The sequence below is a fragment of the Phocaeicola abscessus CCUG 55929 genome, from assembly GCF_000312445.1.
GTDB lineage: Bacteria > Bacteroidota > Bacteroidia > Bacteroidales > Bacteroidaceae > Phocaeicola > Phocaeicola abscessus.
In genome coordinates, this window is sequence record NZ_HE997186.1 from 119953 (window position 1) to 135560 (window position 15608).

Genomic DNA, 15608 nt, shown 5'->3' on the forward strand with positions numbered 1-15608 from the left:
TATTTCTACCTTTGTTCAGACGAAAAAGAAGAAAGACACAAGCCTATGAACATCGTTTTACGCTCGTTTTACCTCATTTACCAACTGTGCATAGCTGCGCCGCTTCTGCTAGCGCTCACCTTACTCACTGCCGTGGCCACTATCGTCGGATCTACCGTGGGGAACGCCCACTTTTGGGGATATTATCCGGGGAGGATCTGGTCGAGATGGTGCTGCTACCTCTTTCTGCTGCCGGTCCGGGTCTCCTGCCCTGTGGAAGTCGAGAGGAACACCTCCTACGTTTTCGTCGCCAACCATCAAGGCGCATTCGATATCTTTCTGATTTACGGTTTCCTCGGAAGAAATTTCAAATGGATGATGAAGAAAAGCCTGCGGAAGATGCCCTTCATCGGCGCCGCCTGCCAGGCTGCCGGGCATATCTTCGTAGATAAATCCGGACCGAGCAAGGTGAAAGAGACGATTGCCCATGCACGAAAAGTGCTGCGGGGAGGTACCTCGCTGGTAGTTTTCCCCGAAGGCTCGCGAACCTTTACCGGCCATATGGGATTCTTCCGAAAAGGGGCGTTTCAGCTGGCCGACGAACTGCAACTGTCCGTCGTACCCATTACCATCAACGGTTCGTTCAACGTCTTCCCACGAACGGCAAAATTCGTTCGCTGGCATCCGTTGGAACTGATCATCCACCGCCCCGTCTATCCTCGAGGAAAAGGCTCGGAAAACTTGTCCTATCTGATGAAAACGTCTTATAAAGAGATAGAAAAATCCCTCCCGGAGGAATATCACGGCGAGGTGGAAAACCCTGACCAATAATCAGGCCATCGAGTCGATAAACAACAACAACCGGTTCGAAACATTGACGTTGCTCACACCCGAATCGAAATCCAACGAGAGAAAGTTCAGCTCGGGATCGATCTTACGCAAAGCGTTCTCAATACCTTTCGCCACGATGTGATTGGCTATGCATCCGAAAGGTTGCAGACTGATCACGTTTTTCACTCCCTCGCGCATCATTGAAACGATCTCGGCGGGAAGCAACCAACCCTCGCCGAACTGCGCCGCCAAGGACACCACTTCTTTCGCTCCTTCCGCCTCCCGATAGATATTGCCGAAAGGAGAGAAAAAGCGGAACGAGGAAGCCGCCTTATTGATCCGGTGGATCTGGAGAGAAATCAGTTTATAGACTCCTCGAAGGATAGCGGAAGGGAGGTAACTCTTCGTCAGATGCAACTGCCGCTTTGCCTCCACATTGACGAACTCCTGTAAGAAAAACGGTGTCAGGACAGGGGGAATCACTTCGATACCGCGATCGATCGTGAAAGCGGTTATGCGCTGGTGAGCAAACGAATTGAACTTCAGGAAGATTTCTCCCACAATGCCTACTTTCGGACATTCCTTGTCAGTCGCCGCCTCGTCGAATATTATCGCCGCCTCGCCGATCAACTTGACCAACGAGTCCGAATCATTCCGGAGAATGCACGTCTTGGCCGCCTCGATATACCGATCGCGCAATGCGCCGGCCAAGCCCTCCTGCCGTTCTCTGACGACGGTGGCATGATACATCTTCGATATCGTATCCGCATAGAACAGGGCATTGACAATGATCTTGGCATATCTGATCCAGGGAATATCGAACCCTTCCTGTTCATTATCCACCCCCTTCGTACTGACGCCCAAGGTAATCAGTGGCACGTCGGCAAATCCTGCGGAAACCATCGCCCGTTTGATCAGTGCCGCATAATTGGTAGCCCGGCATTGCCCGCCGGTCTGGCTCATGGCTACGACTACCTCCCTCGGGTCGTATTTTCCCGACTTCAATGCCTTGATGATATCGCCGACAATCAACGTAGCCGGATAACACACTTCATTGTTGGCGTACTGCAAGCCGTAAGCGACGCTCTGAGAATCGCTCTGCGGCAGAATCTCGAGCTCATAACCGGCCAACGACATGAGCGAAGGCAAGATGGGAGTCAGATAATCGGTGAAATACGGAGCGAGGATCTTCCGATGTCGATCCTCTTTCTGATAAATCTTCGTCTGACGGAACGGCCGTACGCTTTCGTATTTCGTGCAATACGACAGGCTCTCGACGAGCGAACGCACGCGGAGTTTCAAAGAACCGGTATTGCTCACATCGTCGATTTTCAACAGGGTGAAGGGCTTCCCATGACGGTTCATGATGTCGCGGATTTCGTCCAAAATGAAAGCGTCGGGGCCACAACCGAATGAGGTCATCTGGACCAACTGCACCCGGCCGTCCTGCTCCGCCGTCCACTGCGCCGCCTTGAGAATTCGATTCGTGTACGCCCACTGCTTGATCAGGTAAGTCTCGCCCGAACCCACGTCGTAATCACCGCGAACCATATCGTCGCTGAGGATGTGAATGCCTAACGAGGCGATCATCTCGCTCAACTTGTGCTGAATCAGGGGATCGGTATGGTAAGGCCGACCGACAAGTACGATAGCGGTTTCATGCTTGTCCCTGCTTTCTCGAAGTATCTTTTGCGCTCGTTCGGTAACGGCAAGATCATAGTCGCGCTGTGCTTCCAGCGCCGCCTTCAATGCCCTACGAATAACTGGACGGGATATGCCGATCCCCTTCAGATAAACGGTAAGCTGGACCGACAACAGATCCTCGTCGGCGAACGTAATGACAGGACTATCGATGGGAATGCCTCTGTCGACCACACTTTTGATGACATCCGAATACCCGGAAACGATGGGACAATTAAAGCTGTTAACCGTCCGCCAATCGTCCATCCGTTCGAAAACGACGTAGGGCATCAGGATACGCTCTACCCCTTTATGCTGCAAATCTTCAATGTGGCTGTGCACTAACTTGGCGGGGAAACAAATATTGTCGCTCATTACCGTACAGAGCGCTTTCTCGTAACGCACATACGTGGAAGGATCAGACAAAACCACCCGAAATCCGCAATCCGTAAACAAACGATGCCAGAAGGGATACTCTTCGTACATATTCAAGATGCGGGGAATGCCGACGGTACGCTTAGCCGTCTCGTCGACAGGACGATCGAAAAGCAGCCTATACTTCTCCGGATAAATGTTGGCCCCCGTCCACGAGCGATCTCCTTTGTTACTAAAAACCCGTTCGCACTTATTCCCGCTGAAAAACTTATTTCCGTTCGGAAAACGATAGCTCGTCACAAAGCAACGATTCTCGCAACCGCTGCATGGCATTTGCTTCGTTTCGTATGTTGCACCGTCGAGCAACATGTCGACGGAGATCGGTTCGTGCAGGGTCGAGATTGCATGCAACGCACAACCGTATGCCCCCATCAGCTCCGGCATATCGCTACGCACTACTTCCTTTCCCGAAAGTATTTCGAAAGCGCGCACCACCGCATCGTTCCGCATGGTACCGCCTTGAACCACGATTTGTTCGCCCATCTCCTCCGCGTTCTTCAGCTTCAGCACCTTGTATAAACAGTTCTTTACCACCGAATAAGCCAGACCGGCGGAAATATCTGGCACAGTCGCTCCCTCCCGCAAAACCTGTTTGACTTTCGAATTCATGAAGACCGTGCAACGCGTCCCCAAGTCGCAAGGATGGGCGGCCGTACAGGCTATTCGGGCGAAATCTCCGATCTCGTAATTCAGATTTGTGGCGAAAGTCTGGATAAACGTTCCGCATCCCGAAGAACAGGCTTCGTTCAATTCCATGCGCACCACCACGCCATGCTTCACGAAAATGGCCTTCATATCTTGCCCGCCGATATCGAGAATGAACGATACCTTCGGATTCAAAGCGGCTGCGGCGCGGTAATGCGCCATTGTCTCAATCATGCCGCGGTCAAAATTAAAAGCCGTCTTGATCAATTCCTCCCCGTAACCGGTCGAGCAGGTACCCACCACCTCCAATTCCGTATCGGTCTGCACAGCCTGCTCTTTCAATTCGTTCAGCCCTTTGCGAACAGCCTGTATAGGATTGCCGTAATTCTGCGAATAGTAGGTAAAGACTGGTTCGCCATTGGGGCGGACAGCCATGATTTTCGTGGTCGTCGAACCGGAATCGACTCCTATGACTATTCGTTCTTTCCCCTGCTGCAAAGGGCGGATCGTCAGGGATACAGTCAATTTCTTACGCAACCAGTCCCGATATTCCTCCTCGTCCTTGAACAAGGGTGGCAAACCGCCCTGGGCTATCATGACGGGCGTACGGGAGAATCGACGTAAGAGCTCGGATAACCGAACCGTCGTACCTCCGCTACGCAAAGCACACCCTTCGGCGGGGATCAAATTGCCGTTCTCCGGCGAGATGAAATCTTTTTCGGACAGTCCCAAGTAATCGGCAAAAGCTTTCCGAAGAGCCGGCAGGAAGGTCAGCGGGCCGCCGCAGAGCAAAACGGGCGCAACGAACCGGCAGCCGTGACTCAGTGTAACAACCGTTTGTACGGCGATCGCATGGAAGATAGAAGCGGCGATATCCGCCTGCGAAACATTGCGGCTCATCAGATTCTGAATATCCGTTTTGGAAAATACGCCGCAACGGGCAGCAATCCGATAAACGTGTGAGGCCTGTAGGGCAGCTGCATTCATTACGTCGATATCGATACCCATTAAGACCGACATCTGGTCAATAAACGAGCCGGTACCGCCCGCACAATTGCCGTTCATCCTCAATTCCGTATGCTTCCCATGAAAGAAAACAACTTTGGCATCCTCGCCGCCGATATCGATCAAAGCCTCGGCCTCTGGGTAAACCTTACGGGCGTAGGTAGTGGCGGCGACTACTTCCTGAACGAAAGCCGCCTGCAAGGAAGAGGCAGTCGCCATTCCCACTGATCCCGTAATGGTGAGCGATACCTCCGCATCTCCCAATTGTTCGATTATTTCAGAGAAATAGCTCGACACGAGGCGGTCGACCTGTGCCTGATGCCTTTCGTAACGTGAATAAACAATCCGATCGTCATTATCCAAAACGACGATCTTGGCAGTAGTGGAACCCACGTCTATTCCTATTCGATAAAAGTCCGACATGCTGTTCTCTTTTTTCATAACAAAAGTACTAATTATTTCCGACAAACCATGTCACATAAATCGTCATAAATGTTCCCTTTGTTAAGATGATGCAAACCGCCGTTCACTTTCACAGTCTCGGGGCATCGACCGTTTATTTTCCCAACTAAGGGTTCGGTTTTTCAGCATAATTTTTGTATCGGAAAATATAGGCACAATGTCTGTCAAAGTCTAAATTTTGTCTTAGAGCTCTGCAATATGTGCAAGCGGCTGCACCGAAACGAACGTTTCGATGCAACCGTTGCCTATCGGAGTCGGTAAAAGTCTAATCGACGACATTACCAAATATTCACGCGTTTATCGGGCGCCACGTACATCGAATCGTTCTCCGCAATATCGAAAGCTTCATACCAAGCCTGAATATGAGGAAGAGCTCCATTCACCCGCCATTTCCCCAAAGCATGAGGATCGGACTTGGTACGGACACGAATCTCGCCTTCCCGAATATTCTGTGCCCATACGCCGGCATAGGCGAGGAAAAAACGCTGCTCGGGAGTAAATCCGTCGACAGTACTCAAAGGAGCATCTTTCGTAGCATTCCGGAATGCCTGGAAAGCCACGTTCAAGCCACCGTGATCGGCCAGGTTTTCGCCTAAGGTCAAAGCGCCATTGCCTTTTAAACCCGGCAATACCTCGATACGACTGAAAAAATCGGACATCACTTGTGCGCGCTCCTTAAAACGTTCCGCATCTTGCGGGGTCCACCAGTCTTTAAAGTTACCATCCTTATCGAACTGGCGTCCCTGATCATCGAAGCCATGAGTCATCTCATGCCCGATAACGACCCCGATAGCCCCGTAATTGAATGCATCGTCGGCGTTCATGTCAAAGAATGGATACTGCAGGATACCGGCAGGGAAACAGATCTCGTTGGTAGTAGGATTATAGTACGCATTGACCGTCTGCGGAGTCATTCCCCATTCATCCCGATCGACCGGCTTGCCGGCCTTGTCCAACATGTAATTAATGTAGAACTCGGTCGCCCGCTTCATGTTCTCATAATAAGAATCATGCTTATCGACGGTCAACGAAGTATAATCTCGCCACTTGTCTGGATAGCCTACTTTTACATAGAACGTGTTCAGTTTTTCGATGGCCTTGGCTTTCGTCGTGTCGCTCATCCATGCCTGAGCTTGGATACGTTCGGCAAGAGCCGTCTGCAGGTTTTTCACCAATTGCACCATACGTGCCTTCGCTTCGGCAGGGAAATATTTCTGAACGTACATCTCGCCCACAGCTTCGCCAAGCACGCTGCTGACCGTGTTCACTGCACGTTTCCAACGAGGTTGCATCTCTTTCGTGCCACGCATCGTCCGGCTATAGAAATCGAAATTTTCTTTTGAGAAGTCATCGCTCAAAACCTTCGCCGAACCGTCAATCAAATTCCATTGGAGATAGGCAATCTGCTTTTCGACAGGCACCTCATGAATAATCTCAGCGACTTCCCGAATCGGTTCAAGCTGTCCGACACTGACTTCGCGAATCTTGTCTTTCACGCCTACGCCTTCCAGGAAAGCATCCCAATTGATACCCGGAATGGTTTTTCGTAACTCGTCCAAGGTCATCTTATGATAGTTGGAAGCCGGATCGCGCAACTGAACGTTACTGAAAGAAGCTTTCGCAATACGTGTTTCAATCTCCATGACCGCCTCCATATTCCGCTGTGCAGCAACCTCATCGACTCCGGCCAGGCGGAACATCTTGACGATATGTTCCTTGAATTTGTTTCGGATATCGACAGTCACAGAGTCTTCGTCCAGGTAATACTCCTTTTCCCCCAAGCTCAACCCTCCCTGACTGATCTGAAACAGATTATTCCGGCTGTCCATCATATCGGCGTCAATATAGAATCCGAAATAGGCGTTCACTCCTTTATGAAACAGTTTAGTCATCATCGGGATAATCTCCGCTTTATCCTTCAATGTAGCAATCTCAGCCATATCAGCTTTTACCGGTTCGAAGCCTTCTTTATTCAAGCGTACGCTATCCATTGCCAAATTATAGATATCCGCTATTTTCTGGGCTACAGATCCCTGCGTCTGCTCTTTCGAGGCAAGCTCCATAATCAGTCCTTTGATTTGTTTGCGATTATTTTCCGCCAATATGTCAAAAGAGCCAAAGCACGCATATTCGTCCGTGAGAGGATGATTCTTCATCCACCCTCCGCAAGCGTACCGGTAAAAGTCGTCGCCCCTGATCGCCATCGTATCCAAATTCGCCAAATCGATACCCGCAGTAAGGGTCGCTTCTTTTTTTCCTTCACATCCGGTCAATGTCGCTACTGCAAACATAGCCAAGGATAAATAATTTCTCATTTTCATTCTTCTATCATTTAATGATTAATTAATCGTTCTAATTCCATCGAATATTGCTCCCACGTGTCTTCCGTCTTATCCAATTGTTCTTTCAGCTGCTGATGTTGCAGGTAAAACGACGCATTCGCTGCACCTTCGGGAGTAGCTATCTTTGTTTCCAACTCGTTTATCCGTATTTCTATCGTTTCTATCTGTTTTTCACAGTCGTCGATCTGCTTCTCCAATCGTTTTATCCGCTTATTCTGCTCTTTCATCGCCTCATAAGAAATCCTGCTCTCGCTGATCGGGTTTGTCTCCGAAGAAGTCGCAACAAGGATACTTGACGCCGAAGGCTGCAACTCGTTCAAGTTCTCCAACTGTTTCCTTTGCAGAAACTCATAGATTCCTCCGAGGTGTTCTTTCACGAATCCCCCCCCAAACTCATAGACTTTCGTTACCAATTCATCGAGGAAATCGCGATCGTGTGAAACGATAACAGCCGTTCCGTCGAAATCGCGGATCGCCTCTTTCAATACCTCCTTCGAACGCATGTCCAAATGGTTTGTAGGTTCGTCGAGAATAAGGAAGTTGACCGGTTCGAGCAATAGCTTTATCATGGCCAGTCGGCTTCGTTCGCCTCCCGAAAGCACCTTCACTTTCTTGTCCGAGGCTTCTCCGCCGAACATAAAGGCCCCGAGGATATCCCGAATCTTCGGTCGGATCTCTCCCTTCGCCACCTCGTCGACGATATCGAAAACCGTCCGATCCTCGTCGAGTAACCGAGCCTGGTTCTGGGCGAAGTAGCCTATCCGCACCTTATGTCCGATAATCAGTTTCCCCTCATAAGGAATCTGATTCATGATACATTTCACCAACGTCGACTTGCCTTCGCCGTTCTTTCCTACAAAAGCGACCTTTTCTCCGCGCTTGATAGTCAGATTCACGTTATGAAAGACTACATGATCTCCATACGCTTTCCTCACGTCTTCCCCCATCAACGGGAAATTTCCCGAGCGGACAGACGGCGGAAACTTCAAACGAAGGGTCGACGTATCTTCTTCGTCAATTTCTATCGGGACGATCTTCTCCAATTGCTTGATCCGGCTTTGCACCTGCATGGCTTTCGTAGGCTTATAGCGAAAACGTTCGATGAACTCTCTCATATCCTCCATTTCCTTTCGTTGATTCTCATAGGCGCGAAGCTGCTGTTCCCGACGTTCTTTACGAAGCGCGAGAAACTCATCGTACTTTACTTTATAGTCGTAAATCCTCCCGCAAGCGATTTCAATCGTGCGGTTCGTAACATGATTGATAAAAGCGCGGTCGTGACTCACCAACATCAATGCGCCGGGATAATTTTTCAGGAAACCTTCCAACCATTGAATACTCTCTATGTCCAGATGGTTCGTTGGTTCATCCAACAGCAATACGTCCGGACGACGCAAGAGGATCTTGGCCAGCTCGATACGCATTCTCCATCCACCGGAGAACTCAGATGTCGGACGATAAAAATCCGTCCGCTCGAACCCTAAGCCAACTAATGTCCGTTCCACGGTAGCCTGGTAATTGTCACCGTCGAGCATTCGATAGCGTTCGGTCTCGGCAGTAAAACGTTCGATAAGTCGACGATATGCCTCCGAATCATAATCCGTGCGAACGGCCAATTCTCGATTCATTCGTTCTATGCGTTCCCGAAATTCCGTTATATGATCGAAAGCTCGTCTCGCTTCATCCAACACGGTAAACTCATCCGCTATACTCATTATTTGAGGCAAATAGCCGATCGTCGTTTTCTTAGGAACGGAAAGTGTACCCGAAGTGGGCGACTGCAAACCGGAAATGATCTTCAACATCGTCGACTTTCCCGCCCCGTTCTTCCCGACCAGTGCTATACGGTCACAATCGTTTATAACGTACGATACGTCATAAAATAATGGAGTTGCACCGAATTCAACCCTTAAATGGTCAATGGAAATCATCCTTTCTCTATTAATCGGATACAAAGATAGTGTAAGACAGGAGGAATGTCAAATTTTATCGGAGTTTTATTCGTTTCGACAAGTTTGTGTCGCCTACCGATTCTTTCGTTCAGAAAACTTTCATTTAAATATAAAAAACTCCTCACAGGATATCCCTGCAAGGAGTTTCATCAATATGTGGGTTAAGATTACATCATACCGCCCATGCCGCCCATACCCGGATTCGGCATTTCCGGTTTTTCTTCTTTCTTCTCGACAACGACACATTCTGTCGTCAAGAACATCCCGGCGATAGAAGCCGCGTTCTCCAACGCCACTCGAGTTACTTTAGCAGGATCGACCACGCCGGCTGCATGCAAGTTCTCGTATTTATCCAACCGGGCGTTGTACCCGAAATCGTCTTTGCCTTCACGAACCTTTTGAACGACCACCGCGCCTTCCTTTCCGGCATTGGCTACGATCTGGCGAAGAGGTTCTTCGATAGCACGTTTGATTATTTCGATACCAGTCGTTTCATCCTCATTTTCCCCTTTCAGTCCATCCAATTTTTCTGCGGCGCGGATGTATGTCACACCGCCGCCGGGAACCAGTCCTTCTTCCAATGCGGCGCGCGTAGCGCACAAGGCATCGTCCACACGGTCTTTCTTCTCTTTCATTTCGACTTCAGAAGCAGCGCCTACGTAGAGGACGGCTACTCCGCCGGCCAACTTGGCCAACCGTTCCTGAAGTTTTTCCTTATCGTAAGAAGAAGTGGTATTCTGCATCTCCGCCTTAATTTGTGCGACGCGGTCGTGGATGTCCTTCGAATCGCCGCCACCGTTCACCAACGTCGTGGTATCTTTGTTGATGGTAGCTTTCTCGCAAGAGCCTAACATGTCCAAGGTAGCTTGCTCCAACTTCAAGCCTTTCTCCTCGCTGATTACCGTACCGCCTGTCAGAATAGCGATATCCTCCAGCATAGCTTTACGACGATCGCCGAAGCCCGGAGCTTTCACCGCACAAATCTTCAGTTGAGCACGCAGCCGATTGACTACCAAAGTGGTCAACGCTTCGCTATCCACATCTTCCGCTACGATCAGCAACGGACGTCCGCTTTGCACGGCCGGTTCCAAGATAGGAAGCAAGTCTTTCAAATTGGAAATCTTCTTATCGTAGATCAGAATGTACGGATTCTCCATTACACATTCCATCTTCTCGGCATCAGTAACAAAATAGGGCGACAGATAACCGCGATCAAACTGCATACCCTCTACCAACCCGATAGTGGTATCGGTACCCTTCGCCTCTTCGATGGTGATTACACCGTCTTTAGACACCTTCCGCATCGCATCGGCAATCAATTTGCCTATTTCCGGATCGTTATTCGCCGAGACGGTAGCCACCTGTTCGATTTTCTCGTAGTTATTGCCTACCTGTTCGCTCATCTTTCCAATCGTTTCTACGACATTAGCCACCGCTTTATCGATTCCGCGTTTCAAATCCATCGGATTCGCACCGGCCGTTACATTCTTTAGTCCTTCTCCGACGATAGCCTGAGCCAGAACGGTAGCGGTCGTCGTGCCGTCGCCGGCATCGTCACCGGTTTTCGAAGCCACCGATTTCACCAACTGAGCGCCTGTATTCTGAAAAGGATCGGCCAATTCGATTTCTTTCGCCACGGTCACCCCGTCCTTCGAAATCTGCGGCGCACCGAATTTTTTCTCCAATACTACATTACGGCCTTTCGGTCCGAGTGTCACCTTTACGGCATTAGCCAATACATCTACGCCCTTTTTCAATTGATCACGAGCATCTATGTCAAATAACAATTCTTTAGCCATATTCTTTTATTTTATAAGTTACACCATAAAATTATCCTAAAACAGCCACCACGTCACTCTGACGCATGATCAGATATTTTGCGCCTTCGTACTCTATTTCAGTACCTGCGTACTTTCCATACAACACTTGGTCGCCTACCTTCAGGATCATCTCTTCGTCTTTTGTTCCGTTTCCAACGGCTACTACCTCCCCTTCCAAGGGTTTTTCTTTTGCTGTATCGGGAATAATGATACCGCCTACTGTTTTCTCTTCCGCCTTTGCGGGAAGAATCAGAACTCTGTCTGCTAATGGTTTAATCTTCATCACTTTTTATTTAAAATTTATATCGTTATCTTTTTTGAAAAGACATAAAGTACTCAGCGAAAAGTATGCCAAACCGCCTGTCTTACAAAAATATTTTTTTATTCTAATTCTGTTCGGTTTTTACTGCATGATATATCCCAACCATTCATCCAAGGTCAACAAACGTTGTTCGCCGGATATCATATTCTTTACCGTGAGCTTGCCTGCGTTCATTTCATTTTCACCGACAATAACCACATACGGTATCTTCTTGCTGTCGGCATAACTCATTTGTTTCTTTATCTTTGCGGCATCCGGGTAAAGCTCAGCGCGAATACCGCGACGACGAAGTGTTGTCAGTACCGACAAACAATAAGCGGCTTCTTTCTCCCCGAAATTGACAAAAAGGATTTGCGTACCATCGACCGTTTCCTTCGGATATGCATCCAGCTGATTCAATACATCATAAATGCGGTCTGCACCGAAAGAGATACCTACGCCCGATATGCCGGGCATGCCAAAGACGCCCGTCAAATTGTCATAGCGTCCGCCGCCGCTGACGCTACCGATTTCTACATCCAACGCCTTTACTTCGAAAATAGTGCCCGTATAATAGTTCAATCCGCGAGCCAACGTCAAATCCAACTCTACTTGGTTTTGAATATCCAATCCGTCCACTGCGTTCAGAAGGAATTCACAGTCTCCAAGGCCTTTTCTTCCAGTTTCGCTTTCGGCGAACACTTCTTTCAACTTCTCGAACTTCTCCCCGTTTGTCCCTCGTAAAAGAATAATCGGCTGCAACTGTTCGATGGCCTTCGGGGAAATACCTTTCGACGCCAATTCGGCATTCACGTTCTCCAAACCGACCTTATCCAACTTATCGATGGCTACCGTAATATCAACCATCTTATCCGGTTCGCCGATAATCTCCGCTATCCCCGAAAGGATCTTACGATGATTGATTTTAATGCAGACCCGGACCTTGAATTTGCGAAATACGGTATCGATCATCTGAATCAGATCGATTTCATTCATCAGCGAATCGCTACCCACGATGTCCGCATCACATTGATAGAATTCTCGATAACGCCCTTTTTGAGGCCGGTCGGCACGCCAAACGGGCTGAATCTGAAATCGTTTGAACGGGAAATCGATTTCCTCCCGATGCACGACGACGTACCGAGCGAAAGGAACGGTTAAATCATAGCGCAATCCTTTCTCGCAAATATGTCTGCCGAGCTTGATCGGATCCCGTTTCAGCAGTTCCTCATCCGTGACGTCGCTCAAGAAATTACCCGAATCCAAAACTTTGAAGAGCAGTTTGTCCCCTTCTTCCCCGTATTTCCCCGTCAACGAAGACAGGTTCTCCATCGCCGGAGTCTCGATTTGCTGAAATCCGAACAGATAAAATACGTCGCGAATGGTATTGAATATATAATTGCGTTTCGCCATCTCCGTCGGCGAGAAATCTCTCGTCCCCTTCGGAATGCTCGGTTTTGTCCCCATACTGTAATCCATAATGATTGTGCTGCAAAGATAACAAAAAATCGAAATATACCTACTTTTTAGTTTTTAGTTTGGAAAATTTGCTTCCTTTGCTCGAAGAATCCACTGTTCGTGATCCATGGTCTTGGAGTGTTTGCTCCCGACTTGACATGAGTAGCCTTCCTAATGTCTGACATCAACTTTTAAAGAGAGAGGGCAACTCCATAAAACAGCCCCAGAAATTGCACTCCTACCCTGAACGTATAAGAGGTAGAATACCCGACCGTTCCCTCCGCAAGGCTGACCGGAAGATAATTCAACGATGAAGATAAAAGTCTTTTTGTTGACATATCAAGCGCACGAAAAGGATAAGTTGACATGGCAACATAATAGAGATAAACCCGATACGGGATTCCGAACATGTCCGGATACGTTGAGGGACATTCTTTATAACAAATATTAAAAGACAAGAAGAATAAAGATAAAAATGCCGATTTTTCGCTTCTATAAAGTAGAAGTGTGATACCGAATAAAGAATTAATCGATCAGTACAATACCGGGATCTCTATTCGTAAAACTCTTGTTGTTGTTTTTGGGGGAGGTTAATTTTCCCTGTATCTTTTGTCGATTATCGCTTGGTCCACTAACGAAGGTCTATAGGAATGTTTGAAATTTACTTTTCTGCCATATACTTGAATATTCAAAATAATGCTGTATTTTTGTCAATGCATAACCTTCTTCCGTTTAATTAAATTCAGCAGGATATGATGCTTTGCGAAGAGAAATTTCATGAAATGTATAAACAAGATGCCACAGGAATATCTTTCTGCCCCTACCGAATTTGCCCAATCGGCGCACACTCCGATCACAACTTAGGCAAAATTACGGGAATAGCGATCGACAAGGGTATCCATGTAGCATATAAGCCGAAACACAACGGTGTCATAGAGTTGACCTCGCTCCAATTCGAAAAACGGGCGCAGTGGCATATCGCCGAAACGCCTCCTACAAAACAAAACGATTGGGCCGACTATTTGCGGGGCGCCACCCTTGCCTTGGCCAAGAATCACTCGTTGCATATAGGACTGAGCGCCATCATCGAAGGTGGCCTGCCTATCGGAGGGCTCTCTTCCTCTGCAGCGGTGATTATCTCTTACGTATCGGCATTATGCAATGTCAACGACATTCACCTTACACCTGCCGAAATCATCCTAATCGTGTTGGCGGCTGAGAATAACTACGTAGGGGTGAGCTGCGGCAAACTCGATCCCTCGTGCGAACTGTATTCCCAAAAGAATCAGCTGCTCTACCTCGATACTCAGGACGATTCCTACGAACTGATTCCCACGCATCCCGCAATGAAACCTTATAAAATCGCCATCTTTTTCTCGGGAATAGAACGAAGTTTAGCAGGCAGCAAATTCAATATGCGCATCGACGAATGCCGGTCGGCAGCCTATGCCCTTAAAGCCTATGCGGGAATGGAATACGGTAAGTTCGGAGAAACGAATCTCCGAGAGGTTCCCCGCAACGTTTACGAACAATACGGGAATCGCCTTCCGACGAATTGGGCCAAACGCGCAGCACACTGGTATACAGAATTCGACCGAGTGGAACAGGGTGCCGAGGCATGGCGGAAAGGCGATCTGGACAAGTACGGACAACTTTCTTTCGAAAGCGGAAAATCATCCATCTACAATTGGGAAACAGGATCGCCGGAACTAAAGACGCTTTACGAAATCATGACCACGACAGACGGCATCTACGGCGGTCGCTTTTCCGGTGCCGGATTCAAAGGTTGTTGCATGGCGCTCATCGATCCCGCCTTCGAAGAAAAAATCAAAGAGCGGGTCACACACGAATATCTCAACGTATTCCCCGCCTTAAAAGGGAAATATTCCATACATATATGTGAAAGCGCAGATGGTATGATTATTTAATTCTTTAAACTTAATTTACCAGACCTATGAAATGCCTCCTACTCGCAGCCGGATACGCCACACGCCTTTATCCGCTTACAGAAAACTTCCCGAAACCCTTGCTCAAGATAAGAGAAAAGACCATTCTCGACTGGCTCGTCGACGATATCGATACGGCCGGTGTGATCGACGAATACGTTCTTATCTCCAATCATAAATTCGCTCGTTTTTTCGAGAAATGGGCTGCTACGAAACCGCAGAAGATGGTAATCGTCGACGATGGTACGTCCACGAACGCAACCCGTCTCGGAGCTGTCAACGACATTCAGTATACCATCGAACGGTTGCAACTCGACGACGACATGCTCGTCGTCGCCGGCGATAATGTCCTCGATTTCAGTTTGACGAAATTCATCGCCTATGCTAAGGAAAAGCAAACCTCCTGCATCATGCGTTTCTACGAGCCAGACGAGCGGAACTTACTGAAATGCGGTGTAGTCACGATAGACAAGCACGATAAAGTATTGCTCATGACGGAAAAATCCGCCGCTCCCGCCACGAATTGGTGTTGCCCTCCGTTCTACTACTACACGAAACAGGATGCGCGACTTATTCGCCAAGGAATCGATAGCGGTTGTGGCACGGATGCTCCGGGAAGTTACATGGCCTGGCTCTGTCGACAGACTATCGTTCACGCCATGGAGATGCCGGGCAGGCGATACGATATCGGGGACCTGCAAAGTTATGAAGAGGTACGGAAAAATTACCACGGAATCAACCATTAATCCATA

9 protein-coding genes are annotated in these 15608 nt (G+C 48.5%); 3 read left to right on the forward strand and 6 right to left on the reverse strand.

The window, feature by feature from the left end:
- The first annotated feature begins 45 nt into the window (after window positions 1-45).
- Window positions 46-810 (forward strand): lysophospholipid acyltransferase family protein, encoded by a 765-nt coding sequence (locus BN102_RS09710; protein ID WP_036787995.1) that lies wholly within the window; start codon window positions 46-48, stop codon window positions 808-810.
- On the opposite strand, the gene BN102_RS09715 is transcribed toward BN102_RS09710, so the two are convergent.
- The 6 genes from BN102_RS09715 to hisS form a co-directional block, all read right to left on the reverse strand.
- The gene (locus tag BN102_RS09715) at window positions 811-4998 is read right to left on the reverse strand and encodes an acyl-CoA dehydratase activase-related protein (RefSeq protein WP_036787997.1); all 4188 of its coding nucleotides are present in this window, start codon (window positions 4996-4998) and stop codon (window positions 811-813) included. It lies immediately after the preceding gene.
- Between the two features lie 317 nt (window positions 4999-5315).
- The gene (locus tag BN102_RS09720) at window positions 5316-7358 is read right to left on the reverse strand and encodes a M13 family metallopeptidase (RefSeq protein WP_021311116.1); all 2043 of its coding nucleotides are present in this window, start codon (window positions 7356-7358) and stop codon (window positions 5316-5318) included.
- Between the two features lie 11 nt (window positions 7359-7369).
- Complete coding sequence (locus BN102_RS09725) at window positions 7370-9310, reverse strand: ABC-F family ATP-binding cassette domain-containing protein (protein ID WP_019208954.1); 1941 nt, start codon at window positions 9308-9310, stop codon at window positions 7370-7372.
- A gap of 188 nt (window positions 9311-9498) precedes the next feature.
- Entirely contained in the window at window positions 9499-11130 is a 1632-nt protein-coding gene (groL, locus tag BN102_RS09730; protein ID WP_019208955.1) for a chaperonin GroEL, read from the reverse strand.
- A 31-nt stretch (window positions 11131-11161) separates the two neighbouring features.
- On the reverse strand, window positions 11162-11434 hold the full coding sequence (locus BN102_RS09735) for a co-chaperone GroES (RefSeq protein WP_021311156.1): 273 nt from the start codon (window positions 11432-11434) through the stop codon (window positions 11162-11164).
- A gap of 120 nt (window positions 11435-11554) precedes the next feature.
- Window positions 11555-12919, reverse strand: a complete 1365-nt coding sequence (hisS, locus tag BN102_RS09740) for a histidine--tRNA ligase (protein ID WP_036787959.1) — start codon at window positions 12917-12919, stop codon at window positions 11555-11557.
- Between the two features lie 743 nt (window positions 12920-13662).
- Between hisS and BN102_RS09745 the strand changes: the two genes are divergently transcribed.
- Together BN102_RS09745 and BN102_RS09750 are read left to right on the forward strand one after the other, a co-directional pair.
- The gene (locus BN102_RS09745) at window positions 13663-14838 is read left to right on the forward strand and encodes a galactokinase (protein WP_021311167.1); all 1176 of its coding nucleotides are present in this window, start codon (window positions 13663-13665) and stop codon (window positions 14836-14838) included.
- A gap of 26 nt (window positions 14839-14864) precedes the next feature.
- The gene (locus tag BN102_RS09750) at window positions 14865-15602 is read left to right on the forward strand and encodes a sugar phosphate nucleotidyltransferase (RefSeq protein WP_019208960.1); all 738 of its coding nucleotides are present in this window, start codon (window positions 14865-14867) and stop codon (window positions 15600-15602) included.
- Window positions 15603-15608: the final 6 nt, after the last annotated feature.

Excerpts from the sequence above, each read along its gene's own strand:
- hisS (WP_036787959.1), bottom strand. The coding sequence starts at position 12,919 with ATGGGGACAAAACCGAGCATTCCGAAGGGGACGAGAGATTTCTCGCCG.
- BN102_RS09725 (WP_019208954.1), bottom strand. The coding sequence starts at position 9,310 with ATGATTTCCATTGACCATTTAAGGGTTGAATTCGGTGCAACTCCATTA.
- BN102_RS09735 (WP_021311156.1), bottom strand. The coding sequence starts at position 11,434 with ATGAAGATTAAACCATTAGCAGACAGAGTTCTGATTCTTCCCGCAAAG.
- BN102_RS09720 (WP_021311116.1), bottom strand. The coding sequence starts at position 7,358 with ATGAAAATGAGAAATTATTTATCCTTGGCTATGTTTGCAGTAGCGACA.
- BN102_RS09750 (WP_019208960.1), top strand. The coding sequence starts at position 14,865 with ATGAAATGCCTCCTACTCGCAGCCGGATACGCCACACGCCTTTATCCG.
- BN102_RS09745 (WP_021311167.1), top strand. The coding sequence starts at position 13,663 with ATGATGCTTTGCGAAGAGAAATTTCATGAAATGTATAAACAAGATGCC.
- BN102_RS09715 (WP_036787997.1), bottom strand. The coding sequence starts at position 4,998 with ATGTCGGACTTTTATCGAATAGGAATAGACGTGGGTTCCACTACTGCC.
- BN102_RS09710 (WP_036787995.1), top strand. The coding sequence starts at position 46 with ATGAACATCGTTTTACGCTCGTTTTACCTCATTTACCAACTGTGCATA.
- groL (WP_019208955.1), bottom strand. The coding sequence starts at position 11,130 with ATGGCTAAAGAATTGTTATTTGACATAGATGCTCGTGATCAATTGAAA.